Raw genomic sequence first — 20,324 nt, forward strand, 5'->3', positions numbered from 1 at the left:
CTTCCCAGTCACTACACTGGAAGCATCGCGCCACGCGTATGGGATGCACGGGTGCCCCCCGGATGCGTCCCGTCCCGCCGCCATGCTTGTTCGACACAGGAAACCGTTCTGGGGACTGATCTTCGCAGCGATCACCGTGGGCACGCTGCTGGCGCCGCTGCCCTGGTCCGACCGCACCGCCATCCATGACGAGGTGGTGATTGCCCGCCCGCCGGCCCAGGTCTTCGACTACGTGTCCACGCCGCTGCACTGGCCCAAATGGCAACCGGCCTCGCTCGCCGTGACGGGAGCGACCGATCATCCGCTGGGACAGGGCGAGCGGGTGACCGAGACCTTCATGCTCGCGCAGCGCGGTGGCGCGGTGGTCTGGACCGTCATCGAAAGCCAGCGGCCGCGCACGTGGTCGATCGAAGGCGTGGCCGAAGGGCGCCGGGTCGGCACCATCACCTACCGGCTCACGCCCGCCATGACGCCGTCGCTGACCCCGTCGGTCGGGCGCACGCGCATTGAGCGGGAATTCCGCTACCGGTCGCCCACGCTGCTCTTTGCGCTGATCAACCGCCTGATGCTGCGCGAACAAGTCCAGGCCGAGTCCACCGAAGCCGTGCGCCGGCTCAAGGCGCTGCTGGAGGCGCCCGCTGCCGCCATCGCCTTGCGCGGCGTGGAGATCCGGCCTAAGTTGGAGCCATCCCACAGTGCGTCCAGCGAGGCCCGTATGCCATTCCAGCTGCAATCGACCGCATTCGTCCCGGGTGGCGAGATCCCCGCACAGCACACCTGCGAAGGCGCCGATATCTCTCCGCCGCTTGCCTGGACCGGCCTGCCGTCCGGCACGGTCAGCCTGGCGCTGATCGTCGACGATCCCGATGCGCCGGACCCCGCCGCGCCGAAAATGACCTGGGTCCACTGGCTGCTCTATAACCTGCCGGCCCAGGCGGAGGCGCTGCCGGCGGATATCGGCAAGGCCGGGCTGCCCGCCGGCACGCGCAGCGGGCTGAACGACTGGCACCGCACCGGCTATGGCGGCCCATGCCCGCCGATCGGCCGCCACCGCTATTTCTTCAAGCTGTATGCGCTGGACGTGGCGCTGCCTGACCTTGGCAAGCCCGACAAGGCGGCGCTGGAGCGCGCAATGCACGGCCACGTGGTGGCCAGCGCGGAATTGATCGGCACTTACCAGAAGCTGCAGCGGTAGGCGAGGCTGCCGGAGGGCAAGACATGTCGCACCGAATGCTGCGCATCGATGCCGGCGGGCTATCATGGCGGCTGGCGGCGGCGGCCCTGGTGCTGCTGGCCTGGGCCGGCCCGCTGCACGCCCAACCCCATGAGTCCGGGCCGATCACCATCGGTGGTTCGGCGCAGGTGCAGGGGCCGCTGACCGTGCATGGCAAGCTGATTGTCGCCGGCAACGTCTTTGCCAGCGGCCCGCTCACCGCGGCGTACTTCACCGGACCGGCCAGCGCGCGGGGGTTGCCATACGGCAGCGGCTATCTCAAAGTCTTCAATGGCCCGGTGACGGTGCATGGCGACATGGTGGTCCAGGGCGACCTGACCGTGGCCGGACCGCTGACCGTCGACGGCCCCATCGCTGCCAGCGGCGGCATCGATGCCGACGGCCCGATGCGCGAGCGCGAGTACGGCCGCTGAAGCCAAACCTGAGGCTCATTTCCCGCCTGTGCGGCACAATACCGGCTTTGCAGTTCTTGCATCGACCGGAGACATCGCATGGCAAAGCAGGGCGCGCTGGGCCTGAAAGGGATCGCATTGTTCGAGGCCGCCAAGGGCCTGCTGGTGATCGTTGCCGGCCTGGGCCTGGCAGCGCTGCTGCACCGCGACGCCCAGGCGCTGGCGGAGGCCGTCATCCAGCGCCTGCACGTCAATCCGGCCAGCCGCTATCCCACCATCTTCCTGTCGCTGCTCCAGCATCCGGGCAACGGCCGCCTGTGGGCCATCGGCGGTTCGGCGGCGGTCTATGTGCTGATGCGCTTTGCCGAAGCGTACGGGCTGTGGCGCGGCCTGGCATGGGGTAACTGGATCGGCGTGTGGTCCGGCGGGATCTATATCCCGCTGGAACTGTACGAGGCCTTTGTCCACCCCAGCTGGCTGCATGGCGGGCTGGCGGCCGCCAACCTGCTGGTGGTGCTCTACCTCGCGCGCGGGCTGCTGGCGAAGTCGACTACCAACGGATCATGATCTGACGAGCGATAGGGGCCGGGTGCATAGTGGGCCGCTGCTGCTGGCGCGCCCGGTGTCGGGGCGTAGGAGAAGGCCCCGGGTTCGTCGGCATTGATATGCCACGCATCACCTGCCGGGCTGCGGCGGCATCGGCAAGCGCGTGGTCGAGATACCCGGCCTGGCCGTTGTAGACGTAGCTGTAGGCCTGCCCTCCGGCAAACTGCGCGACCATGTCGGCATAGCCGCGGCGCGCCAGCACGCGCACGGGGTCTTCCATCGCGTAGCTGTTCAGGTCGCCGATCACGAGCACGGCTGCGCCGGTTACCCCGGTCGGCGTGGTCCCCAGCCACTCGGCCAGTGCCTCGGCCGCCTGCACGCGCGCGGGATTCCAGCAACCCTGGCCATCGCCCTGATCGGCCTGTGCGCCGGCCGCTTCCATACAGTTCTTGGACTTGAAATGGTTCACCACGACCGTGACCGGCGTGCCGCCGGCCATTGCGCGGAAGGTGCCGGCCAGCGGCTGGCGGCTGCGCTCGCCCAGCCATGTGGTGGCCGCGCGGCCGGCGGGTATGGCGGTGCTGGCGTTGTACAGCAGCCCGACCGCGATGGCATCCCTGCCAAGGGCCGGCGTGCCGGGATCGAGCACGCGCCAGCCTGGCCCGAGCCGTGACGCCAGCTGGCGAATCGCGCTGTACTGGCCGTAGCCGTTGTTTTCCACCTCCATCACGCCGATCACGTCCGCGTCTAGTCCATACAGCGCGGCGGCCAGCTTGGATTCCTGGCGCGCCAGCGCGTCAGCGTTCTGCGCGCCTCGGTTGGCGGGAGCCCCGAAGCCGCCACCCTGGCCGTCACCATTGAAGTAGTTCTGCAGATTGAAGGCGGCCACGCGCAGCGTGGTGGCCGGATGGCGCGGCGGCGCACCGCGGCGTGGATTGGTGGCCTGGAACACCGGCGCACCCGCACCGGGCACCGGCTGCAGGCGCCACTGTCCGTGCCGTTTTTCCAGCACCCCTTGCACGCCGGTGACCGTGTCGCCTGCACGTACCGGATGGTCCGCAGCCAGCTGCGGGGGCGGGTAGGGCACTACGGCGGGATACTGGCGCGTGGAGCCATCATCGAGCAGCAGCCGGTTGCGCGCATTGGCGGCGGTGGCTTGCAGCGCGGTTGTGCCGGGCATGGCCATTTGCGTGGGCGCGATGGGGCGCCCCTCGCTCAGCGTTAGCGTGCCATAGCGGCCCAGCTCATGCGTATCGGCGACCGTCAGCGTCTGCGGCAGGCGCAGCAGCATGCCTTCACGCGCGGCCAGGTCGGATTCGCCGACGACCGGCAATGTCAGCGACTGGGGCGTCACCGTCATGCCGCGCGCGCAGACCGCCAGCGCGCCTGACAGTACCAGCTGCGTTTGCCCGAATTTCTCTTCGACCCTTCCGGATACGCGCACCATGTCGCCGGCGCGTGCCGTTGTGCGCGGAGCGTAGACGAACAGGCCTTCGGAGACGCCGGGCCGGTGCAGGCGCTGCGCGTCCGCGGTCTGCAGGAAGCCGCGCAGCCCGCCGTCGCCGCTGAAATCCGCGGTGACGATTGCCTCGACCTCCACCACGCGGCCGGCGAGCGGCGATGCCGCGGCGTCGCCCTGGATCTCGGCGATCGGTGTCGCGGGCGTGCCGCATGGCTGCGATGCAGCACGCGCGGCTGGCAGGCAGGTCAAGGCGAGGGCCGGGAAAATGGCTCGGGCAAGGTGGCGCTTAGGCAGGGCAATCGCATGGCGTGGTCGGCAGGTAGTGGCAGGGTGGACGATGCTAACCCCCGCGTGTAACGGAATGCTTGCAGCCGGCATGTGGCGCCGCGATCGTGCTAAGGTAGCAGACACCCGCCGGTGCGCCGGCATCTACTCCATTGGTAAAACCGCCATGATCAAGGAAATCGCACAAATCACCATCAAGCCCGGCATGGACAAGCAGTTCGAGCAGGGCGTGAGCCAGGCCACGCCGCTGTTCCTGCGCTCGCGCGGCTGCCACGGCGTACAGCTGTTCCGCTCGATCGAGCAGCCGGAACACTACACGCTGGTGGTCGAATGGGAGACCGTGGAAGACCATATGGTCCATTTCCGCGAATCGGCCGAGTTCGAGCAATGGCGCGGCCTGGTTGGCGAGACCTTTGCCGCCCCGCCGAATGTGCATCACGTGGCCAAGGTCCTGTAAGCGCGCGCCATGAGCACCCGGCCGGAACGTCCCCGCCATTTCTCGATGCTGCGTGAACTGCAGCTGGCCGATGTCTTCACGCTGGGCAACGCGGCCTGCGGCATGGGGTCGGTGTTCTTCGCCATGTTCTTCGTGGCCGACCAGCAGCTGTCGCATTTCTTCACGGCGGCGGCGCTGGCGCCGCTGGCCTTTATCTTCGATGTGCTCGACGGCCGCATCGCGCGCTGGCGTCATGCGCATTCCGCGCTCGGGCGCGAGCTGGATTCGCTGGCCGACGTGATCTCGTTCGGCGTCGGGCCGGCCACGCTGGCCTTCGCCGCCGGCATGCGCGGCGGCTGGGACCTGGCCGTGCTGATCTACTTCGTCTGCTGCGGCGTCAGCCGGCTGGCACGCTTCAACGTCACCGCCGAATCGCTGGCGGAGGGCAGCGACAGCGGCAAGGTGGCCTACTTCGAAGGCACGCCGATCCCGACCAGTGTGCTGCTGACCGCAGTGCTGGCATGGTGTGCGTGGCAGGGCCAGCTTGGCGGCGAATTGCCGGGCGGCGCGTGGGTGCTGGGCCCGGCGGTGCTGCATCCGCTGGTGCTGCTGTTCGCGCTGTCGGGCACGCTGATGGTCAGCAAGACGCTGCGCATCCCGAAGTTCTGACCGGCCGGTGCCGCGCGCGCCGGCTCGGTGCCGCGACGTCAGGCCGGCGTCGCGCCGGACCCCGGCGACAGCAGCTGCCAGGGCTGCATTGCCAGGCCGTCCTCGCGGAACTCCGCGAGTTGCGGCGTCGCCGCCATGAACGCCGGCCATGACTGTGCCGGTCCTGGCTTGCCATCGCGGACGAACCCGACAATGGGGTTCCGGAACGCCGCGCCAACGCGTTCGAACACCGGCTCCGGCACTTCCATGATCATCGGCGCGTCGGCCCACGCCGGCCGGTTGCCGAACAGGAACGGCAACTCCATGCAATGGGGACTCATCAGGCCCGGAACCTGGCTCTGCACCGCAAAGCGATAGGGAAACACCGGTATGCCGCGCGCGCCGAAGGCGCCGGCGATCTGCTCCGTGCCGGCCATGAAGACCTTGTAGCTGCTGCCGTCGACCAGTTGCGTGTAGGGCGTGGGGGTGGCGCGTGCCGCGGCGAGCCGGTCGTAGACGTGCCCGGCCCGCGCGCCGAATGCACGGTCGAACCAGGCCCGGACCTCGGCTTCGCTGGCGCCGGTCACTGCCGGCTGCGCGAACAGGAACGCCGTGTTTTCCTCGGCCGTGAAACCGAGCAGCGTCGCGTCGACATGCGCGGCCGCCGCTGCACGCGGCACATCGAAGAGCCAGCCAGGCACCAGGCCCTCTTCCTCCACCGGGCGGAAGCCAACTGAAATCTCTCCGAAACCTGCGCGTGAGCGCATCAGTTCGCCCTGCGCCGCCAACACCTCGGCAACCGGTATCGAATCAAACGGGGGTCCGCCGGCGTGAGCGCGGAACGCCTCGCTGGTGGCACGGGCCTCCTGGGGTGTCTGCGGCGGCACGGCCGGAACGCTGAGTAGCAGGTTCCGGCGCAGCAGGCCGCGCGCGGCGGGGCTGATGCCCAGCAGCCAGGCATACCAGGCGCCGGCGGACTGGCCGCCCACCGTCACCGCGGCAGGGTCGCCGCCGAACGCGTGGATATTGCGCTGCACCCACGCCAGGGCGTGGAGCAGGTCGCGCACCGGCCGGTTGCCGCTGGCCGTGTCGTCGCCCTCCACGTAGTGCCCCAGCGCGCCAAGGCGGTAGTTGACGCTGACCACCACCATGCGGCCTTCACGGGCCAGCCGTTCGCCGTCATACCAGGTCGCCGAGCCTCCGCCAGACATGAAGCCGCCGCCGTGGATGAACACGAACACCGGCATTGACTCCGCCTCGGCACTCGCCCAGACATTCAGGACGAAGGCATCCTCGGATTGCGCATTGGCATCGATGCCGTTGCCCATCACCGCGGCCAGCCGCGACCTGGCCTGCGGGAACACCGCCGCCAACGCAGTCGCATCGCGTTCACCTGGCCAGGGTGTGGGTGCCCTGAGTTCTGACAAGCGGCTCGACGGGTCGATGCGTTCGCCATAGGGAAGCCCCCGGAACACGGCCACGCCATCGCGGACTTCTCCGCGGGCCAGGCCACTGCTTAGCGATACCACTGCTGTCTTTTCGTTCCAATTCATTAGTTCAGCCTCCTGAGGCCCGCATGGAGCGGGACAAGAACAACACGATCAGCGCACTGGCCAACACCGTCACGGCCATGCCGGCAATCAACTGGTGCAGGGCCAGGCCATGCTGCACCAGCCAGCCGACCGATCCCGCGCCTGCAAACGAGCCCAGCCGGCCGGCGCTACTGGCCCAGCCTGCGCCGATGGAGCGCACCGGCGTGGGATAGGCCATCGCCATGACGGCGTTGACCACGACAATCGGGCCGCTGACCAGGAAACCGGCGCAGAACACCAGCACGGCATAAACAGGCGTGGCGGCGGGCGCTGCGATCCACAGAGGCAGCGCGGCACCCAGCAGCCACGCGGCACCGACGTAGCGCAGCGGCGGCACCCGGCGGATCGCCAGCGCGGCGACCACGGCACCGGCGAGTCCGCCGGACTGGAACAGCGCGGCCGTGCGCGAGGCCGCCGCCACGCTGGCGCCGCCTTCGCGGATCAGCGTTGGCAGCCAGCTGGCGATCACGTAGAAGCTGCCCAGGATCAGGAACATGATTGCCCATAGCAGCACCGTGGTGCGGATCAGTGCAGGCGAGAACAGGCCGCGCACGCTGCCGTTTGCCTGGCCCGTCTGTGTGCGCGGCGCCAGGAACTGCGTCGCCGCGTCGACCGCGATGCCGAGCCTGGCCAGCGCCTGGCGCACGCGGGCGGACTCGGCGCCGCGGTGGGCGAGGTACATCGGGGACTCCGGCACGCGGGCCAGCACGGCGGGCAGGCACAGCAGCGGCGCGACACCGCCCAGCACGAACAGGCCCTCCCAGCCGATGCGCTCAATCAGCAGGCCGGTCAGCAGCCCCGCCAGCGCCGAGCCGAGCAGGAAGCCGCAGAACACCGCGGTCAGCGTCGACGCGCGCCGCCCGGAGGGCAGCACTTCGGCAAGCAGCGCACCGATTGGCGGCATGGCGATGCCGATCCCGATACCGGTCGCCAGCCGCCATCCGATCAGCTGTGGCAGCGCGGCGCTGAAGGCGCAGCCGATGCACGCCAGGCCAAACAGCGCCGTGCCGGCCGCCAGCGCCGGCCGGCGCCCGCGCTTGTCGGACCATATGCCGCCGGCCAGGTAGCCGATCAGCAGCCCCAGCATGCCAGCCCCGATCGCCGCCGAAGTCTGCCCCGGAGTGCTGTGGAAGTGCGCGGTGATCTGGGGTGCCACGAAGCCGATGATGGCAGCATCGAAACCCTCGATCGCCACGATGGCAAAGCAGATCAGGATGACCAGGGTGCGCCGCCGGTTTGCGGGCGCGCTGTCGAGTACGGCGGCGACGTCGGCCAGGGTGGATGCAGGTGGAGGCATTGTCATGGGTTGCCCTCCGTCAGAACGTATGTTCCACGAACAACCCGGCAACGGTCTGCTGCTTGCCATCGGCAGGCCCGGCCACGCCGTTTATCCACGCTTTGGCATCGGCGGTGCCGCCGGCGCGCTGGTATGCGGCTTGCACATAGACGCGGGTGCGCTGTGACAGCGAGGTCTCGGCGCGTGCCAGGAACTGGTGTGCATGGCGGTCCTGCAGCACGCCGTTGCCTTTCATGTACTGATAGTGGAAAGTCAGGCCATAGCGGTCACCGAAGGATCTGGTCACGCCGATGCCGAAGTTGTTGATGACGCCGTCGGTGGCGGCGTTCTCCGTGCGCGAGTAGCTGCCCGCGAAGGTCCAGTCGCGCGTTCCCCATTTGAGCCCGCTGCCCAGCGTGCGGATATGGGCATTGCTGGTGGGCGTGCTGCTGTCGCTGAAGTCCGTGAAGGCCACCGTGGCACCGAAGCGCCCCGATTCATACAAGGCCCCGGCGCTGTAGGAGCTGCCATCGCGGACCGAGCCAGGGCGTTCACCAAAGGCGTACATGACTCCGAGCTTCAGCGGCCCGAGCTGTGTGGCGTACTTGATGCCATTGCCCAGCGCTTCGCCGTTGGACCGGTCGTAGTCGGCCGAGCCGCCGCGAACACCGCCATACACGCCGCCAAAGTTCTGGAATGGTCCCTGGCCCGCTCCCCACAAGCCGCCGTACCATGAACCACTGAAACCCCCCACGGTGAAATACTCGAACATGAAGTCGCGCATATTGCCGAGGGAGATATCGCCCAGGTCGCCGCGCAGGCCGACGATCGAATAGGTGTTGAACAGCTGCCCGATGGTGTTGCCGTTGTCCAGCAGGTAGCGGCCGGCCAGCCGGAAGTACGCCGAGGTGCCGGCGGCGATGGTTTCGGAGCCGTTGAAGGCCAGATAGTTTGGACGCAGCGGAGCGGAATCCACGCCATAGCGGGCCGAGCCGCCGACATTGGACGTATAGGTAATGCCGCCGGCTGCCAGGCCGCTGACGCTCAGGCCATCGGCCTGCGCCGCAGTGCTCACGGCAAACAGGCCGAGCGCGGAAATTGCCCGGGCGCCGCGACGGCCCGCCAGATAGCCCGTTGCCGCACGGGCGCAAGTGCCCCTTCCTGCAAACTGCAAGTTCATGCGTCTCCTCCGTTCCACTTTTATCGTATTGGCGCCATGCTCTGCGGCATGACGGCCTTGCGCCGCCATCCGTTGCGCCAGGTTGCGCGACGGTTGCGCGGTGACCCGATAGTAGCGTCAGGAGTGAGGCTTAAGTCATGACAGTTCTGAGAATTGCCATGCGATGTACGCATGACCCGCCGACAGTGGGCGCCGCACGCTTTGCGGCCGCTGATGAAGCGGATGGGGAAGGCCGGCGATCAGCTGCCGTGCGTCGCGCCGACAGCGTGCCGCAGCGCGACGATAAAGGCCCGGGCGGCGCGCGTGCTGCTGCGGTCGCGGCGCCAGATCGCCGCTATGGGACCAGGATTCAGGGCGAAGGACACGGGCAATACCGCGACTTCTCCAAGCGAGGCCAGGTGGCGTGCCGTGCTGCCGGCGAGGAGCCAGAGGAATTCGCCGGATAAGACCAGCTCGCGGCCAAGCTCAAGCGACAGGGCGCCGAGGATCTCGGGCGGCTTCAGGCCGGCCTCGCGAACTTCGGTATGGATCAGTTCGTGCATGAGGCTGCCAGGCGGCGCGGAAATCCATGGGTAGCGCACGCAATCCGCCATGGTCACGTCCGGCAGCCGTGTCAGCGGATGGTCGGGGGCGCAGGCCAGCGCAACGCCATCTTCAGTCAGCTCCACGGTGCGGTAGGTCTGCCCGTTCAGTGAACGCGGACTGCGGCTGATCAGCAGGTCGATGGCTCCCGTGTCGAGCCGCTCGATCAGGGACTCGTGCCTGCCGACCTCTACCGTGATCTGCACGCCGGGGCTGGATTTGCGAAAGGCCAGGATCGCCTCGGCGACCGGCCAGCGGGTGAACATCGAGAAACACCCGATTACCAGTGTGCCGGCACCGCCGCCGGCGACGGCGGCCAGGTCCGCTTCGGCCTTGTGCATGTCGCTGAGCAGGAGCGCCGCGTAGCGGCACATCACGGCACCCAGCGCGGTACTGACCATGCCTTTGGCGGAGCGTTCGAACAGCTTGCCGCCGACAATGTCTTCGACCTCTGCCACGGCGCGCGACAGCCCGGATTGCGTCATGTGCAGTTGCCCGGCCGCCTTGGACAGGTTGCCAAGGTCCGCCACGGACAAGATGACCTCCAGGTGTCGCGGGCGTAATTTGCCTTTGAATGGCGTCATGGCGGAATCGGGTGGTGGCAGGGGGGCGGGTGGCCGGGCAACAGCCGTGGCGCGCCAGCATGGTAACCCAACCGCGCCCCGGTTCTGTCAGCGTCGCAGCCGATCCCGCCAGGTGGCCGCAGCGCTATGCCCGCTGCGCCTGTAACGGCTGCGATGCCGCGCGACTGACCATCAGCGCCAACAACGCCGCCACCATGCACGCCGCACCCGCCGCATACAGCGCCGGCGTATAGGTCAGCAGCAGCGTGCGGCTCAGCCCCGCGCCGAACGCCGCCACGGCCGCGCCGATCTGGTGGGCCGCGAAGATCCAGCCGAACACCATCGGCGCGCGCTCGCGCCCGAAAGCAGTTGCCGCCAGCTTGACGGTGGGCGGCACCGTGGCGATCCAGTCCAGGCCGTAGAACATCGCAAAGATCGACAGGCCGTACAGCGTGAAGGTCGAATGCGGCAACCAGAACAGCGACAGGCCACGCAGCGCGTAGTACCAGAACAGCAGCTTGCGGCTGTCGTAGCGGTCCGACAGCCAGCCCGACAGGATGGTGCCGACAAAGTCGAACGCCCCCATCATCGCCAGCGCCGAAGCGGCCGGCACCGGGCCCATGCCGAAGTCGCCGCACAGCGCGATGAAATGCGTCTGGATCAGCCCGTTGGTGCTCAGTCCGCAGATGAAGAAGGTACCCGCCAGGACCCAGAAGGTCTGGGTACGGGCAGCATCGCGCAGCACCCGGAACGGCCCACTCAGCGTGAACGGCGTGACGGGCTGTGCGGCGGGCGGCGTGCCTGGATGGGCCGGAACTTCACCGAACGCAGCCAGGCCGACATCGGCGGGCCGGTTGCGCATTAGCCCGAACACCAGCAGTGCCAGCGCCGCGCAGGCAGCCAGCACCGGCAGCACGGCCACGCGCCAGCCCATATGCTCGATCAGCCAGGCGGCCACCGGCAGGAAGGCCAGCTGCCCGGTGGCCGCGCTGGCGGTCAGGATGCCGATCACCAGGCCACGCCGCGCGCTGAACCAGCGGTTGGCGACCACCGCTGCCAGCACCAGCGCGGTCAGCCCCGATCCGACGCCCAGCATCAGGCCCCACGCGACAAAGAGCTGCCACAGCTCGGTCGACACGGTGGCCAGCGCCATGCCGCCGGCAATCAGCGCCAGCGCGGCGCAGACCACGTTGCGCACGCCGAAGCGGTCCATCAGCAGCGCCGAGAACGGTGCCATCAGCCCGAACAGTGCAAAGCGGAAGGCCAGGATCGATGAGATCTGGTCGGTGTTCCAGCCCATCTCCCTGGTCAGTGGCTTCAGGAAGGCACCGGGCAGGCCAAGCGCGGCCGAGGTGGTGAGCATCACCAGGAAGGTCAGGGTGGCGACCAGCCACGCGTAGTGGATGCCGCGCCGGTCGAGCCGGCTGGAAAGGGCTTGCGCGAACATAGGTGTCTCGTGATCAGGGTCTGGTGGATTCAAAGGGCAAAACGCGGCCATCTCCGCTGTGTCTGGCGGCGGGGGGGTAAGGCTTGGGGGAAAGCTCGGAACTAGCCAGTGCTGCCCAGCAGGCGGGTCCGCACGGCGTTCAGCATGTCATCGGAGAGCGCATCGCCATCGGTGGCGCGCGCCAGCGTGAGGGCGCCGACCAGCAAGGCCATGCGCACCAGTGCTTCGTCGTGGCGTTCCTGCGGATCGTCGGCATCCACGGTCTGCGCCATGCCATCGACCATGGTCCGCAAGCCTTCCACATAGGCCTGGCGCACGGGCTTGCCGGCGGGTTCACGGGCCACGTCCACGGCCAGGGCCGAGGCGGCACAGCCCACGCCCGGGTTGGCGCGATGCGCGGCGGTCAGGTAGGGCTCGACCAGGTTGGCCAGCATTGCCTTGCGGTCGCCCTCGGCGCGGGCCAGGCGGCGTTCCCAGCGGGTATTCGATTCTTCGAACGCGCGCTTGCAGGCCTGCGCAGCCAGCGCGTCCTTGGACGCGAAGTGGCCATAGAAGCCGCCATGGGTCAGGCCCGCGTCGGCCATCAACTCGGCCACGCTGACGCCGTTCAGGCCGCGTTCGCGGAACAGGCGCGACGACGCCTGTTCGATCGCCTCGCGATTCTTGTCGGTTTGTTCGCGTGATGCCCGTGCCATCTGAAGACCTCTTCGTGATTTCTGCCTTGACCGCAGTTTAGATGATAGTCATACTTTATTCAATAGATGACAGACATCATCTATTTATAGTGTTCCTTTCGCCTCATTTGTGCCGATGTGCCGTCCAGGCGCCGGCTCCCCAATCCTCACAGGAGTGATCAGTCATGCAGAACCTATTCGACCTAGGCGGCCGCGTTGCCGTTATCACCGGCTCCACGCGCGGCATGGGCCTGGAAATGGCGCGCGCGCTTGGCGCGGCCGGCGCCGCGGTGGTGGTGTCCGGGCGCGATGCAGCCACGTCGCGCGAAGCCGCCAGGCTGCTGGAGGCCGAGGGCATCCGCGCCACCGGCATCGCCTGCGATATCGCCGACGTGGACAGCGTGCGAGCCTTCGCCGAGCAGGCGCTGGCCGCGTATGGGCGCGTCGATGCACTGGTGCTCAATGCCGCCGCGAGCGGCCAGCCCGGGTCGATGCTGAGCCAGGGGCCTGAGGTGTTCGATGCAGCCATGGCGGGCAACGTGCGTGGCAACCTGGTGCTGGTGAACGCGCTGGCCCCGCAGATGATCGAGCGCCGTGACGGATCCATCATCTTCATGTCGAGCATTGCCGCCAAGCGCGGCTCTGCCTTCCTGGGGATGTACAGCGTGACCAAGGCTGCCACCGACCAGGCAGTACGCAGCCTGGCGCTGGAACTGGGTCCGTCCGGAATTAACGTCAACGCGATCAATCCCGGCCCGGTGCGCACCGAGTTCTCGCGCGAGGCGCTGTGGGGCGATCCGGAGCGCGAGGCGCGGCTGGCGGCGGGCATACCGATGCGCCGCATCGGCGAGGCCGGCGATGTCGCGGGGCTTGCCGTCCTGCTGGCGGCACCGGCCGGGCGCTTTATCAACGGGCAGAGCATCGGCGTGGATGGCGGGCTGTCGGTGCAGTAACGCCAGGAGTGTGGTAACCGGCCAGTGCCGCAGCGGCATTGGCCAGGCAGGGGGTAGACAATTTGCATACATATGAACGCGTCTTCAGCACGTTGAAGCGTTTTCCCGTATCGTCTTGCCTGACGATCGCCATGCCAGCGTGCAGCCCTTGCACCACTGATCCCGGCCGTGGCGGCAACCGGTAAAGACAGTGTCCAGCACAGCACCCCTCCAGTCCGCTTCCACCGTGGACGCTGCCATGACTTCGCGCGAGCGCCGCGGCATGGCAGCCATCCTCATCGCCGTCGCCCTTGCCACCCTCGATACCGCGATCGCCAATACGGCGCTGCCGTCGATCGCTGCCGACCTGCGCGCCACCCCGGCGGCGTCGGTGTGGGTGATCAATGCCTACCAGCTGGCGATGGTGTCGACGCTGCTGCCGTTCGCGGCGCTGGGCGGCGTGGTGGGCCACCGGCGCATCTACCTTGGCGGCGTGGTGGTGTTCACCGCAGCCTCCGTGGTGTGTGCGCTGGCGTGGTCGCTGCCGTCGCTGGCGGCGGCGCGGGTGCTGCAAGGCATTGGCGCGGCGGCCATCATGAGCGTCAACACGGCGCTGATCAGCGCCATCTTCCCCACGCACCGGCTCGGGCGCGGGCTCGGGCTCAATGCGCTGGTGGTGGGCGTGTCGTTCGCGGTAGGCCCCACCGTAGCCTCGGTGATCCTCTCGTTCGGCACCTGGCCGTGGCTGTTTGCCGTGAACCTGCCGATCGGCCTGCTGGCGCTGGCGATCGGACGCGGCGCATTGCCGCAGACGGCGCGCAGCACGCACGGCTTCGACCGAGTCGCCGCGGTGCTCAGCATGATTGCCTTCGCCGCGCTGATCCTTGCGCTGGGCGAAGGCGCGCAGCGCGCGCCACTGCATCTGTCGCTGGCCGCGGCGGGCATCTTCGTGGTGACGTTCGGCCTGCTGCTGTGGCGCGAGCGTGGCCATCCGGCGCCGATGCTGCCGGTGGACCTGTTCCGGCGGCCCATGTTCGCGCTGTCGACACTGACCGCCGTGTGCTCCTTCGCGGCGCAGGGCCTGGCCTTCGTGTCGTTGCCGTTCTACTTCCAGCACGTGCTCGGGCGCGGGCAGGTCGAGACCGGCTTCCTGCTGACCCCATGGTCCGTCGTGGTGGCGCTGATCGGGCCGCTGGCCGGGCGCCTGTCTGATCGCTATCCGCCGGCCGTGCTCGGCGGCGTGGGGCTGGCTGTGCTCAGCGCCGGCATGCTGTCGCTGGCCATGCTGCCGGCCGACCCCAGCGCGTTCGATATCGGCATCCGCATGTGCATCTGCGGCGCCGGTTTCGGCTTCTTCCAGTCGCCCAACCTCAAGGCGCTGATGACGAGCGCCCCGCGCGAGCGCAGCGGCGGCGCTAGCGGCGTGGTGGCCACGGCGCGGCTGCTGGGGCAGGCCACCGGTGCGGCGCTGGTGGCGCTGTGCTTTGGCATCGCCGGGAATCACGGGCCGGGGTTGGCCCTGGCACTGGGCGCGGGGTTTGCCGGGGTCGCGGCGGTGGCGAGCTGGATGCGGCTGGCGGCAAAGAAGCCGCAGGCGTAAGGAGTCGGGGAACAGGGGAGGGTCTCATATCCCTCCGCCAGCCCGCCGAAGCACCCCGGTGCGTATCAGTTCAGGCGCGTGATCCGGTTCGTCGCGCTGGGGCTGACCGGGGATTTTGCCTTGAAGTAGGCCTCGAAGACATCGATGTCGACGGGCCCGGCCTGCTGGTTCGTGCCTTGGTTCAGCACCGTGTAGTTATCGCCCCCCGACGCCATGAAGTTATTCACCGTGACGCGGTAGGTCTTGGCCGGATCGATCGGCACACCGTTGAGCTTGATCGACGCCGGGTCGACACGATTGCCCTGTCCCGCCACAGCGCCTTCCGGCTTGCTGGCGTCCCAGGTATAGGTGAAGCCGCTGGAAACCTGCAGCACGCGGCCCCCCGCAGGCTGCGGTGCCTCCCATTGCTGTTCCAGCAGGCGCAGGATCTGCGCGCCCGTCAGGCTCATCGTCACCATGCTGTTGCCGAACGGCAGCACTGCATAGAGCTGGCCAAAGGTGGTCTGCCCATTGCTGGCGGCGTCGTACACCAGGTTCTGGCGCAGGCCGCCCGGATTGGTAAATGCCATGACCGCGGGCCCGAACGATGCGTCCGAGGTGCCGGCCAGGTAGGCGTCTGCCACCAGGTCGCCCATCGCCGACTCGCCGGCGGTGGTTTGGGTGCGGTCGATGCTGGCGGTGATGGCGCCTACCACTGCGTTCTTGATCGGGGCGGTCAGTCCCACGTATCGGGCAACCATAGCATCGACGACACTGTCCCTGGCCAGCGCCGTGTAGCCGGCAGGCAGCGGGATCGGATTGCCTTTGCTGTCCTTGATCACCAGATCGTTCACCGCCACGCGGTTGTTCGCCACCTTGGATGAGATCTTGCGCGTCACCGGGTCGAGGGTGATATCGATTTCCGAGGCAATACGCCCATAGAAGCCCGTCTGGGTCAGCAGTTTGCCGTCAGGCCGGGTGCACACATACTCCTGGTGGGTGTGGCCGCTGATCACGATATCCACCGCCGGATCCAGCTTGTCGGCAATCGACACGATGGCGCCGTTCAGTCCCGGGCAGCTCTTGTCATTGACCGTGCTGGCCGTGGTCGATCCGCCCTCGTGGATCAACACCACGATGGCGTTGACGTTCTGCTGCCTGAGTTCAGGAATCAGCTTGTTGACCGTGTCGGCCTCGGCTTCAAACGTCAGGCCGGCCGTTCCCGCGGGCGTCACGACCGTGGGCGTATCCTTCAGCGTCATGCCGATAAAGGCCACCTTGGCCCAGCCAAAGGTCTTGATCTTGTAGGCCGGCAACAAGGGCTTGCCAGTAGCCTGGTCGATGACATTGGCCGCCAGGTACTGGAACTTCGCCCCAGCGTAAGCGTCGTTGGTCATGCAGGTATCGACCCCGACGATGCCCCGCCGGCCGTCCGCCGACTTGGGGAAGCAGCCGCCGTTCTGCAGCCGCAGCAATTCATCCCGGCCCTTGTCGAACTCATGATTGCCGACCGACGAGATCTCCAGGCCCATCTGGCCCAGCACATCGATGGTCGGCTCCTCATGAAAGGCCCCGGAAACAAGCGGAGAAGCGCCGACCATGTCGCCAGCCGCCACCACCACGTTGTTGGGATTCTTCGCGCGCAGCGCTTGGATCAGCGTCGACAGATAGGCCGCGCCGCCAGCCGAAACCCTGGTGCCAGCGGCATTGGCGGCATCCTGCACCACCACGCTGCCGCCAGGAGCTTCCAGATTGCCGTGGAAATCGTTCAGCCCGATGATCTTGACCGAGACCGCGGCATCAGCTGCCGGCGCCAGACTGCCGTCGTCACTGCTGGATCCGCAGGCGGCAACAATCCCGGCGAGCGCGCTCAGGCTCGCGATGAGATACCGTTTGCGTGTCATGTGGGGCTTTCCTTTTTCAGAGGAGGCAGCAGGCCGCCACTCTATGGGCCCATCGTGACTGCATCATGACGCCTGGATGTCACGCAAGGACGTTACCCTGAAGCGTGATAGAACCCATCGAGTGACCTCACATGCGTCAATACCTGATCGCTTGCACACTGGCCTGTTGCGCGGGCATCGGCCAGGCTGCCACCACCGAACTGCCGCCGGCCGTCGCTCAGGCGGCCCGGCATGCCATGTCGGCGTGCCAGGAATACATGCATGAAGATGCAGACGAGTACCAGTCTTGCATCGACGCAGTGGCGCGCGCGATTCCGCGGGGGCAGGGCGATACTGAGGCCCGGTTGCTGGGGCATTACTACTATGCGTGGGCAGGCGCTAATAATTCAGCCCGCTTGTCGTTGCCTGGGGCTGAGCGTGCGGCTCAGGTCTATCTGGGCAAGTTTCGTGTTCTGCAGCGCAAGCTGAAGGTTGATGATAAGGCGCTGTGCAAAGCGGTGCCGGGGGATTGTGTGCAGCGGGTGGCGATTATTGAGCAGATGGAAGCCGAGATGCGCGCGGGGGTGCGGCGGCGCTGAAGGAGGCCGCCTGCACCAATTCCGCCATCGGCCTAGAATCTCAGATTCAGGCCCAGACGGGCCACCCTGACTCGCCAGGAGCCCCCGCATGCCCCACCTCTTCGACCCCCTTGCCATCGGCAACCTCACCCTCGCCAACCGCATCATCATCGCCCCGATGTGCCAGTATTCCGCGCAGGACGGCGATGCGGGGGACTGGCACATGATCCACCTCGGTTCGCTCGCGCTGTCAGGCGCAGGCATGCTGATCGTGGAAGCCACCGCAGTCTCGCCGGAAGGGCGCATCACGCCACAGGATCTGGGCCTGTATTCGGACGACAACGAGGCGGCGCTTGGCCGCGTGGTCAAGGCGATGCGCGCGCATTCGCCGATCGCCATTGCAGTCCAGCTGGCGCACGCCGGCCGCAAGGCGTCCAGCCAGGCGCCGTGGGATGGCGGGCAGCAGATCGCGCCAGATGCGCCCGGTGGCTGGCATGCGGTGGCGCCCTCTGCGGTCCCGCATGGCGCGGAAGAAGTCCCGCCTGTCGCGCTGGACCGCGCCGGCATGGACAAGGTGCGCGATGACTTTGTCGCGGCGGCAAGGCGCGCGGCGCGGCTGGGGCTCGATGGGATCGAGATCCATGCCGCGCACGGCTACCTGCTGCATCAGTTCCTGTCGCCGCTGGCCAACCATCGTGACGACGAATACGGCGGCAGCCTGGAGAACCGCATGCGTTTCCCGATCGAGGTGTTCGACGCGGTGCGTGAGGCTTTTCCGGCGGAGCGTCCGGTATGGATGCGTATTTCGGCAACGGACTGGGTGCCTGGCGGATGGGATATCGAAGGAACGGTGGCGTTGTCGAAGGCGCTGAAGGCGCGCGGTTGTGCGGCAATCCATGTAACCACTGGCGGCGTGTCGCCGCAGCAGGCGATCAAGCTCGGGCCGGGCTACCAGGTGCCCTACGCGCAGCGCGTGAAGGCCGAGGTTGGCCTGCCGACCATTGCGGTGGGCCTGATCACCGAGCCGGAGCAGGCCGAGGCCATCATCGCCAACCAAGAGGCCGATGCGGTATCGCTGGCCCGTGCCATGCTGTATGACCCGCGCTGGCCCTGGCATGCGGCCGCGCGGTTGGGCGCCAGCGTGCAGGCGCCGAAGCAATACTGGCGGTCGCAGCCGCGCGAGCTGAAGGACCTGTTCGCCGACGCGGCTTTCGGGCAGCGCTAGGCTGCCGATCGCAACAGGAGATAGCCGCCATGAAACCCCGGATTACGCTGATCACGCTGGGTGTGGACGACCTGCAGCGTGCGGTGCGCTTCTATCGCGACGGCCTGGGCTTGACCACCGCCGGCATCGTCGGCGAGCAGTTCGAGCACGGCGCCGTGGCATTTTTCGACTTGCAGTCCGGTCTGAAACTGGCGCTCTGGCCGCGCACCAGTCTTGCGCATGACACCGGACTGCCCGTGACGCCGCGCGCACAGACCGATTTCTCGCTGGCGCATAACGTCGGCGACAAGGCAGAAGTGGATGCGGTGATGGCTCAGGCGCTGGCCGCGGGCGCCAGCGTGGTCAAGCCGGCGCAGGACACTTTCTGGGGCGGATACGCCGGCTATTTCCAGGATCCCGACGGGCATCTGTGGGAAATCGCGTGGAATCCTGAGATGCTGCCCGCGGATTGAGACCGGCCAGTGCGTGCCGCTGCGCACGCATGGATCCCTTGTATCAAGACATCCGTGCGGCATCGCACCATGACTGTTGCGGTGCCGCAAAGGGATTTCCATGATTGCCGCGCTCCGTCGAAGTGGTGACTATGCTTCCAACAGACAGCCATAGCATGCTGGCGACGGAGCGCCCCACGCAGTCCCGCAAGACCCCCGCATCACGCCCCGTCGGCAGCCCACCGAAGTAAAGCAATAAGAACAATGGCAAGGGAGACATCCATGCAAGTCTATGACAGCCTGCTGTATGTGACTGCGATGGTGCTGGTGTGTTTGTACGTGTATCTGGGCTCGCTGTCCCGCAGCGCGGCGATCCGGCTGGGTTCCCCGGCGATCGTGGCGGGACTGGTGCTTGCCTATTCGCTGTCCCCGCTGCACTCGGGCGGCTGACGCCGCTGGCCCCGGACTGAACCGGGGCGCCGCTTACTTTGCCACGGCCGCCTGACGGCCGCGGTTGTCTTCGCCCTGCGCGGCCGCTTCGTGCAGCAGGGTATCGATCGCTGCCTGCAACTCCTGCGGCACCACTGGCTTGTGCAGCAGCGCGGTGCCTGCCGCGTGCGCGGTGCGCAGGCGGTCTGCCGCCGTGTCCCCCGTGATGATGATTGCCGGCACCTGGCGGCCCAGCCGCTGCCGGATCGCGTCCAGCGCTTCCTGGCCGGTGCGGTGTCCGCGCAGGCGGTAGTCCGCCAGGATCAGCGCTGGTGTGAAGGTGGCCAGTGCCGCCAGCGCTTCTTCGTCGGATTCGGCCGTACGGCATTCGCAGTGCCATGCCGCCAGCAATTCGGACATCGCGGTGCGGATGGCCACGTCGTCGTCGATCACCAGCACATGCAGACCGTCCAGCCCGCGCGCTGCCGGCGGGCGTGGGGCCTCCTCGGGGGTGCCCCATGCCTGCGGCATGCTGAAACGGAAGACTGAGCCCCGCCCGGGCAGCGAGCCCAGTGTTACGCGTGTGCGCATGGTGCGCGCCAGGCCGTCGACGATGGCCAGGCCCAGGCCGAGCCCCTTGCGCTGGTCACGCTCCGGATTGCCCAGCTGGTGGAATTCCCGAAAGATGTCGCGGTGCTGCGCGGCGGGGATGCCGATGCCGGTGTCCCACACTTCGATCATGGCGTGCAGCCGGCGCTTGCGGCAGGCCACCAGCACGCCGCCTTGCTGCGTATAGCGGATGGCATTGGCGATCAGGTTGCGCAGCACTAGGAGGCTGCGCGGCAGAGCCGTGTGACCGGTTTTTTGTAGAGCGCTGACGATGGCGGCGGCGCTCTCCGCAATTGGCAAGGCGTCGGCGCCCAAGATGCCAATCTTACGGCGCGCAGCGT

The 20,324-nt window shown here is 67.7% G+C and carries 19 protein-coding genes and 1 pseudogene; 11 read left to right on the forward strand and 9 right to left on the reverse strand.

The window, feature by feature from the left end; all coding sequences use genetic code 11:
• Nucleotides 1-82 precede the first annotated feature (82 nt).
• The 3 genes from DN412_RS45930 to DN412_RS24615 all read left to right on the forward strand — a co-directional run bounded on the left by DN412_RS45930 (nucleotide 83) and on the right by DN412_RS24615 (nucleotide 2,193).
• The gene (locus tag DN412_RS45930) at nucleotides 83-1,195 is read left to right on the forward strand and encodes a YbhB/YbcL family Raf kinase inhibitor-like protein (protein WP_115213976.1); all 1,113 of its coding nucleotides are present in this window, start codon (nucleotides 83-85) and stop codon (nucleotides 1,193-1,195) included.
• Nucleotides 1,196-1,218: 23 nt separating this feature from the next.
• On the forward strand, nucleotides 1,219-1,647 hold the full coding sequence (locus tag DN412_RS24610; RefSeq protein WP_078199921.1) for a hypothetical protein: 429 nt from the start codon (nucleotides 1,219-1,221) through the stop codon (nucleotides 1,645-1,647).
• A 78-nt stretch (nucleotides 1,648-1,725) separates the two neighbouring features.
• Nucleotides 1,726-2,193: a DUF2127 domain-containing protein gene (locus DN412_RS24615; protein WP_115213977.1), complete on the forward strand. Its 468-nt coding sequence runs from the start codon at nucleotides 1,726-1,728 to the stop codon at nucleotides 2,191-2,193.
• Here the strand turns inward: DN412_RS24615 and DN412_RS24620 are convergent.
• Nucleotides 2,145-3,934, reverse strand: a pseudogene (locus DN412_RS24620) (ExeM/NucH family extracellular endonuclease). The gene DN412_RS24615 and the pseudogene DN412_RS24620 sit on opposite strands and share 49 nt — an antisense overlap.
• Before the next feature lie 151 nt (nucleotides 3,935-4,085).
• Here DN412_RS24620 and DN412_RS24625 point away from each other — a divergent pair.
• Nucleotides 4,086-4,376, forward strand: a complete 291-nt coding sequence (locus DN412_RS24625; RefSeq protein WP_115213978.1) for an antibiotic biosynthesis monooxygenase family protein — start codon at nucleotides 4,086-4,088, stop codon at nucleotides 4,374-4,376.
• Between the two features lie 9 nt (nucleotides 4,377-4,385).
• Entirely contained in the window at nucleotides 4,386-5,024 is a 639-nt protein-coding gene (locus tag DN412_RS24630) for a CDP-alcohol phosphatidyltransferase family protein (protein WP_115213979.1), read from the forward strand.
• A 38-nt stretch (nucleotides 5,025-5,062) separates the two neighbouring features.
• Here DN412_RS24630 and DN412_RS24635 read toward each other — a convergent pair whose 3' ends face one another.
• The 6 genes from DN412_RS24635 to DN412_RS24660 form a co-directional block, all read right to left on the reverse strand.
• Nucleotides 5,063-6,556, reverse strand: coding sequence for a carboxylesterase family protein (locus DN412_RS24635; protein ID WP_115213980.1), 1,494 nt, complete (start codon nucleotides 6,554-6,556; stop codon nucleotides 5,063-5,065).
• Between the two features lie 4 nt (nucleotides 6,557-6,560).
• Nucleotides 6,561-7,898 carry an MFS transporter gene (locus DN412_RS24640; protein ID WP_161564038.1) on the reverse strand — a complete coding sequence of 446 codons (1,338 nt, stop codon included), beginning with the start codon at nucleotides 7,896-7,898 and terminating at the stop codon, nucleotides 6,561-6,563.
• 13 nt (nucleotides 7,899-7,911) lie between these two features.
• Nucleotides 7,912-9,051 carry a porin gene (locus tag DN412_RS24645; RefSeq protein ID WP_161564039.1) on the reverse strand — a complete coding sequence of 380 codons (1,140 nt, stop codon included), beginning with the start codon at nucleotides 9,049-9,051 and terminating at the stop codon, nucleotides 7,912-7,914.
• 239 nt (nucleotides 9,052-9,290) lie between these two features.
• Nucleotides 9,291-10,217 carry a LysR family transcriptional regulator gene (locus tag DN412_RS24650; protein ID WP_115213983.1) on the reverse strand — a complete coding sequence of 309 codons (927 nt, stop codon included), beginning with the start codon at nucleotides 10,215-10,217 and terminating at the stop codon, nucleotides 9,291-9,293.
• Nucleotides 10,218-10,341: 124 nt separating this feature from the next.
• Nucleotides 10,342-11,643, reverse strand: coding sequence for an MFS transporter (locus DN412_RS24655; protein ID WP_115213984.1), 1,302 nt, complete (start codon nucleotides 11,641-11,643; stop codon nucleotides 10,342-10,344).
• 101 nt (nucleotides 11,644-11,744) lie between these two features.
• Nucleotides 11,745-12,338 carry a TetR/AcrR family transcriptional regulator gene (locus tag DN412_RS24660; protein ID WP_115213985.1) on the reverse strand — a complete coding sequence of 198 codons (594 nt, stop codon included), beginning with the start codon at nucleotides 12,336-12,338 and terminating at the stop codon, nucleotides 11,745-11,747.
• 164 nt (nucleotides 12,339-12,502) lie between these two features.
• Here DN412_RS24660 and DN412_RS24665 point away from each other — a divergent pair, with 164 nt between their 5' ends.
• Both DN412_RS24665 and DN412_RS24670 read left to right on the forward strand, forming a co-directional pair.
• Nucleotides 12,503-13,270, forward strand: coding sequence for an SDR family NAD(P)-dependent oxidoreductase (locus DN412_RS24665; RefSeq protein ID WP_115213986.1), 768 nt, complete (start codon nucleotides 12,503-12,505; stop codon nucleotides 13,268-13,270).
• Nucleotides 13,271-13,508: 238 nt separating this feature from the next.
• On the forward strand, nucleotides 13,509-14,849 hold the full coding sequence (locus DN412_RS24670; protein WP_115213987.1) for an MFS transporter: 1,341 nt from the start codon (nucleotides 13,509-13,511) through the stop codon (nucleotides 14,847-14,849).
• 65 nt (nucleotides 14,850-14,914) lie between these two features.
• Here the strand turns inward: DN412_RS24670 and DN412_RS24675 are convergent, their stop codons facing one another.
• Nucleotides 14,915-16,732 carry a bifunctional metallophosphatase/5'-nucleotidase gene (locus DN412_RS24675; protein ID WP_115213988.1) on the reverse strand — a complete coding sequence of 606 codons (1,818 nt, stop codon included), beginning with the start codon at nucleotides 16,730-16,732 and terminating at the stop codon, nucleotides 14,915-14,917.
• A gap of 131 nt (nucleotides 16,733-16,863) precedes the next feature.
• On the opposite strand from DN412_RS24675, the gene DN412_RS24680 reads away from it, so the two are divergent.
• The 4 genes from DN412_RS24680 to DN412_RS43825 all read left to right on the forward strand — a co-directional run bounded on the left by DN412_RS24680 (nucleotide 16,864) and on the right by DN412_RS43825 (nucleotide 19,395).
• On the forward strand, nucleotides 16,864-17,310 hold the full coding sequence (locus DN412_RS24680; RefSeq protein ID WP_115213989.1) for a hypothetical protein: 447 nt from the start codon (nucleotides 16,864-16,866) through the stop codon (nucleotides 17,308-17,310).
• Between the two features lie 88 nt (nucleotides 17,311-17,398).
• Complete coding sequence (locus DN412_RS24685) at nucleotides 17,399-18,514, forward strand: NADH:flavin oxidoreductase/NADH oxidase (protein ID WP_078199939.1); 1,116 nt, start codon at nucleotides 17,399-17,401, stop codon at nucleotides 18,512-18,514.
• Nucleotides 18,515-18,543: 29 nt separating this feature from the next.
• The gene (locus tag DN412_RS24690; protein WP_078199940.1) at nucleotides 18,544-18,966 is read left to right on the forward strand and encodes a VOC family protein; all 423 of its coding nucleotides are present in this window, start codon (nucleotides 18,544-18,546) and stop codon (nucleotides 18,964-18,966) included.
• A 261-nt stretch (nucleotides 18,967-19,227) separates the two neighbouring features.
• Nucleotides 19,228-19,395, forward strand: a complete 168-nt coding sequence (locus DN412_RS43825) for a hypothetical protein (RefSeq protein ID WP_164704949.1) — start codon at nucleotides 19,228-19,230, stop codon at nucleotides 19,393-19,395.
• Nucleotides 19,396-19,428: 33 nt separating this feature from the next.
• On the opposite strand, the gene DN412_RS24695 is transcribed toward DN412_RS43825, so the two are convergent.
• On the reverse strand, nucleotides 19,429-20,324 hold an 896-nt coding region (locus DN412_RS24695), incomplete at its 5' end, for an ATP-binding response regulator (protein ID WP_133303076.1).

Origin of the sequence: Cupriavidus lacunae (assembly GCF_003353055.1) — a bacterium.
GTDB lineage: Bacteria > Pseudomonadota > Gammaproteobacteria > Burkholderiales > Burkholderiaceae > Cupriavidus > Cupriavidus lacunae.

Excerpts from the sequence above, each read along its gene's own strand:
- DN412_RS24685 (WP_078199939.1), top strand. The coding sequence starts at position 17,399 with ATGCCCCACCTCTTCGACCCCCTTGCCATCGGCAACCTCACCCTCGCC.
- DN412_RS24640 (WP_161564038.1), bottom strand. The coding sequence starts at position 7,898 with ATGACAATGCCTCCACCTGCATCCACCCTGGCCGACGTCGCCGCCGTA.
- DN412_RS24630 (WP_115213979.1), top strand. The coding sequence starts at position 4,386 with ATGAGCACCCGGCCGGAACGTCCCCGCCATTTCTCGATGCTGCGTGAA.
- DN412_RS24635 (WP_115213980.1), bottom strand. The coding sequence starts at position 6,556 with ATGAATTGGAACGAAAAGACAGCAGTGGTATCGCTAAGCAGTGGCCTG.
- DN412_RS24670 (WP_115213987.1), top strand. The coding sequence starts at position 13,509 with ATGACTTCGCGCGAGCGCCGCGGCATGGCAGCCATCCTCATCGCCGTC.
- DN412_RS43825 (WP_164704949.1), top strand. The coding sequence starts at position 19,228 with ATGCAAGTCTATGACAGCCTGCTGTATGTGACTGCGATGGTGCTGGTG.
- DN412_RS24645 (WP_161564039.1), bottom strand. The coding sequence starts at position 9,051 with ATGAACTTGCAGTTTGCAGGAAGGGGCACTTGCGCCCGTGCGGCAACG.
- DN412_RS24665 (WP_115213986.1), top strand. The coding sequence starts at position 12,503 with ATGCAGAACCTATTCGACCTAGGCGGCCGCGTTGCCGTTATCACCGGC.
- DN412_RS24690 (WP_078199940.1), top strand. The coding sequence starts at position 18,544 with ATGAAACCCCGGATTACGCTGATCACGCTGGGTGTGGACGACCTGCAG.
- DN412_RS24680 (WP_115213989.1), top strand. The coding sequence starts at position 16,864 with ATGCGTCAATACCTGATCGCTTGCACACTGGCCTGTTGCGCGGGCATC.
- DN412_RS24660 (WP_115213985.1), bottom strand. The coding sequence starts at position 12,338 with ATGGCACGGGCATCACGCGAACAAACCGACAAGAATCGCGAGGCGATC.
- DN412_RS24675 (WP_115213988.1), bottom strand. The coding sequence starts at position 16,732 with ATGACACGCAAACGGTATCTCATCGCGAGCCTGAGCGCGCTCGCCGGG.
- DN412_RS45930 (WP_115213976.1), top strand. The coding sequence starts at position 83 with ATGCTTGTTCGACACAGGAAACCGTTCTGGGGACTGATCTTCGCAGCG.
- DN412_RS24610 (WP_078199921.1), top strand. The coding sequence starts at position 1,219 with ATGTCGCACCGAATGCTGCGCATCGATGCCGGCGGGCTATCATGGCGG.
- DN412_RS24650 (WP_115213983.1), bottom strand. The coding sequence starts at position 10,217 with ATGACGCCATTCAAAGGCAAATTACGCCCGCGACACCTGGAGGTCATC.
- DN412_RS24655 (WP_115213984.1), bottom strand. The coding sequence starts at position 11,643 with ATGTTCGCGCAAGCCCTTTCCAGCCGGCTCGACCGGCGCGGCATCCAC.
- DN412_RS24615 (WP_115213977.1), top strand. The coding sequence starts at position 1,726 with ATGGCAAAGCAGGGCGCGCTGGGCCTGAAAGGGATCGCATTGTTCGAG.
- DN412_RS24625 (WP_115213978.1), top strand. The coding sequence starts at position 4,086 with ATGATCAAGGAAATCGCACAAATCACCATCAAGCCCGGCATGGACAAG.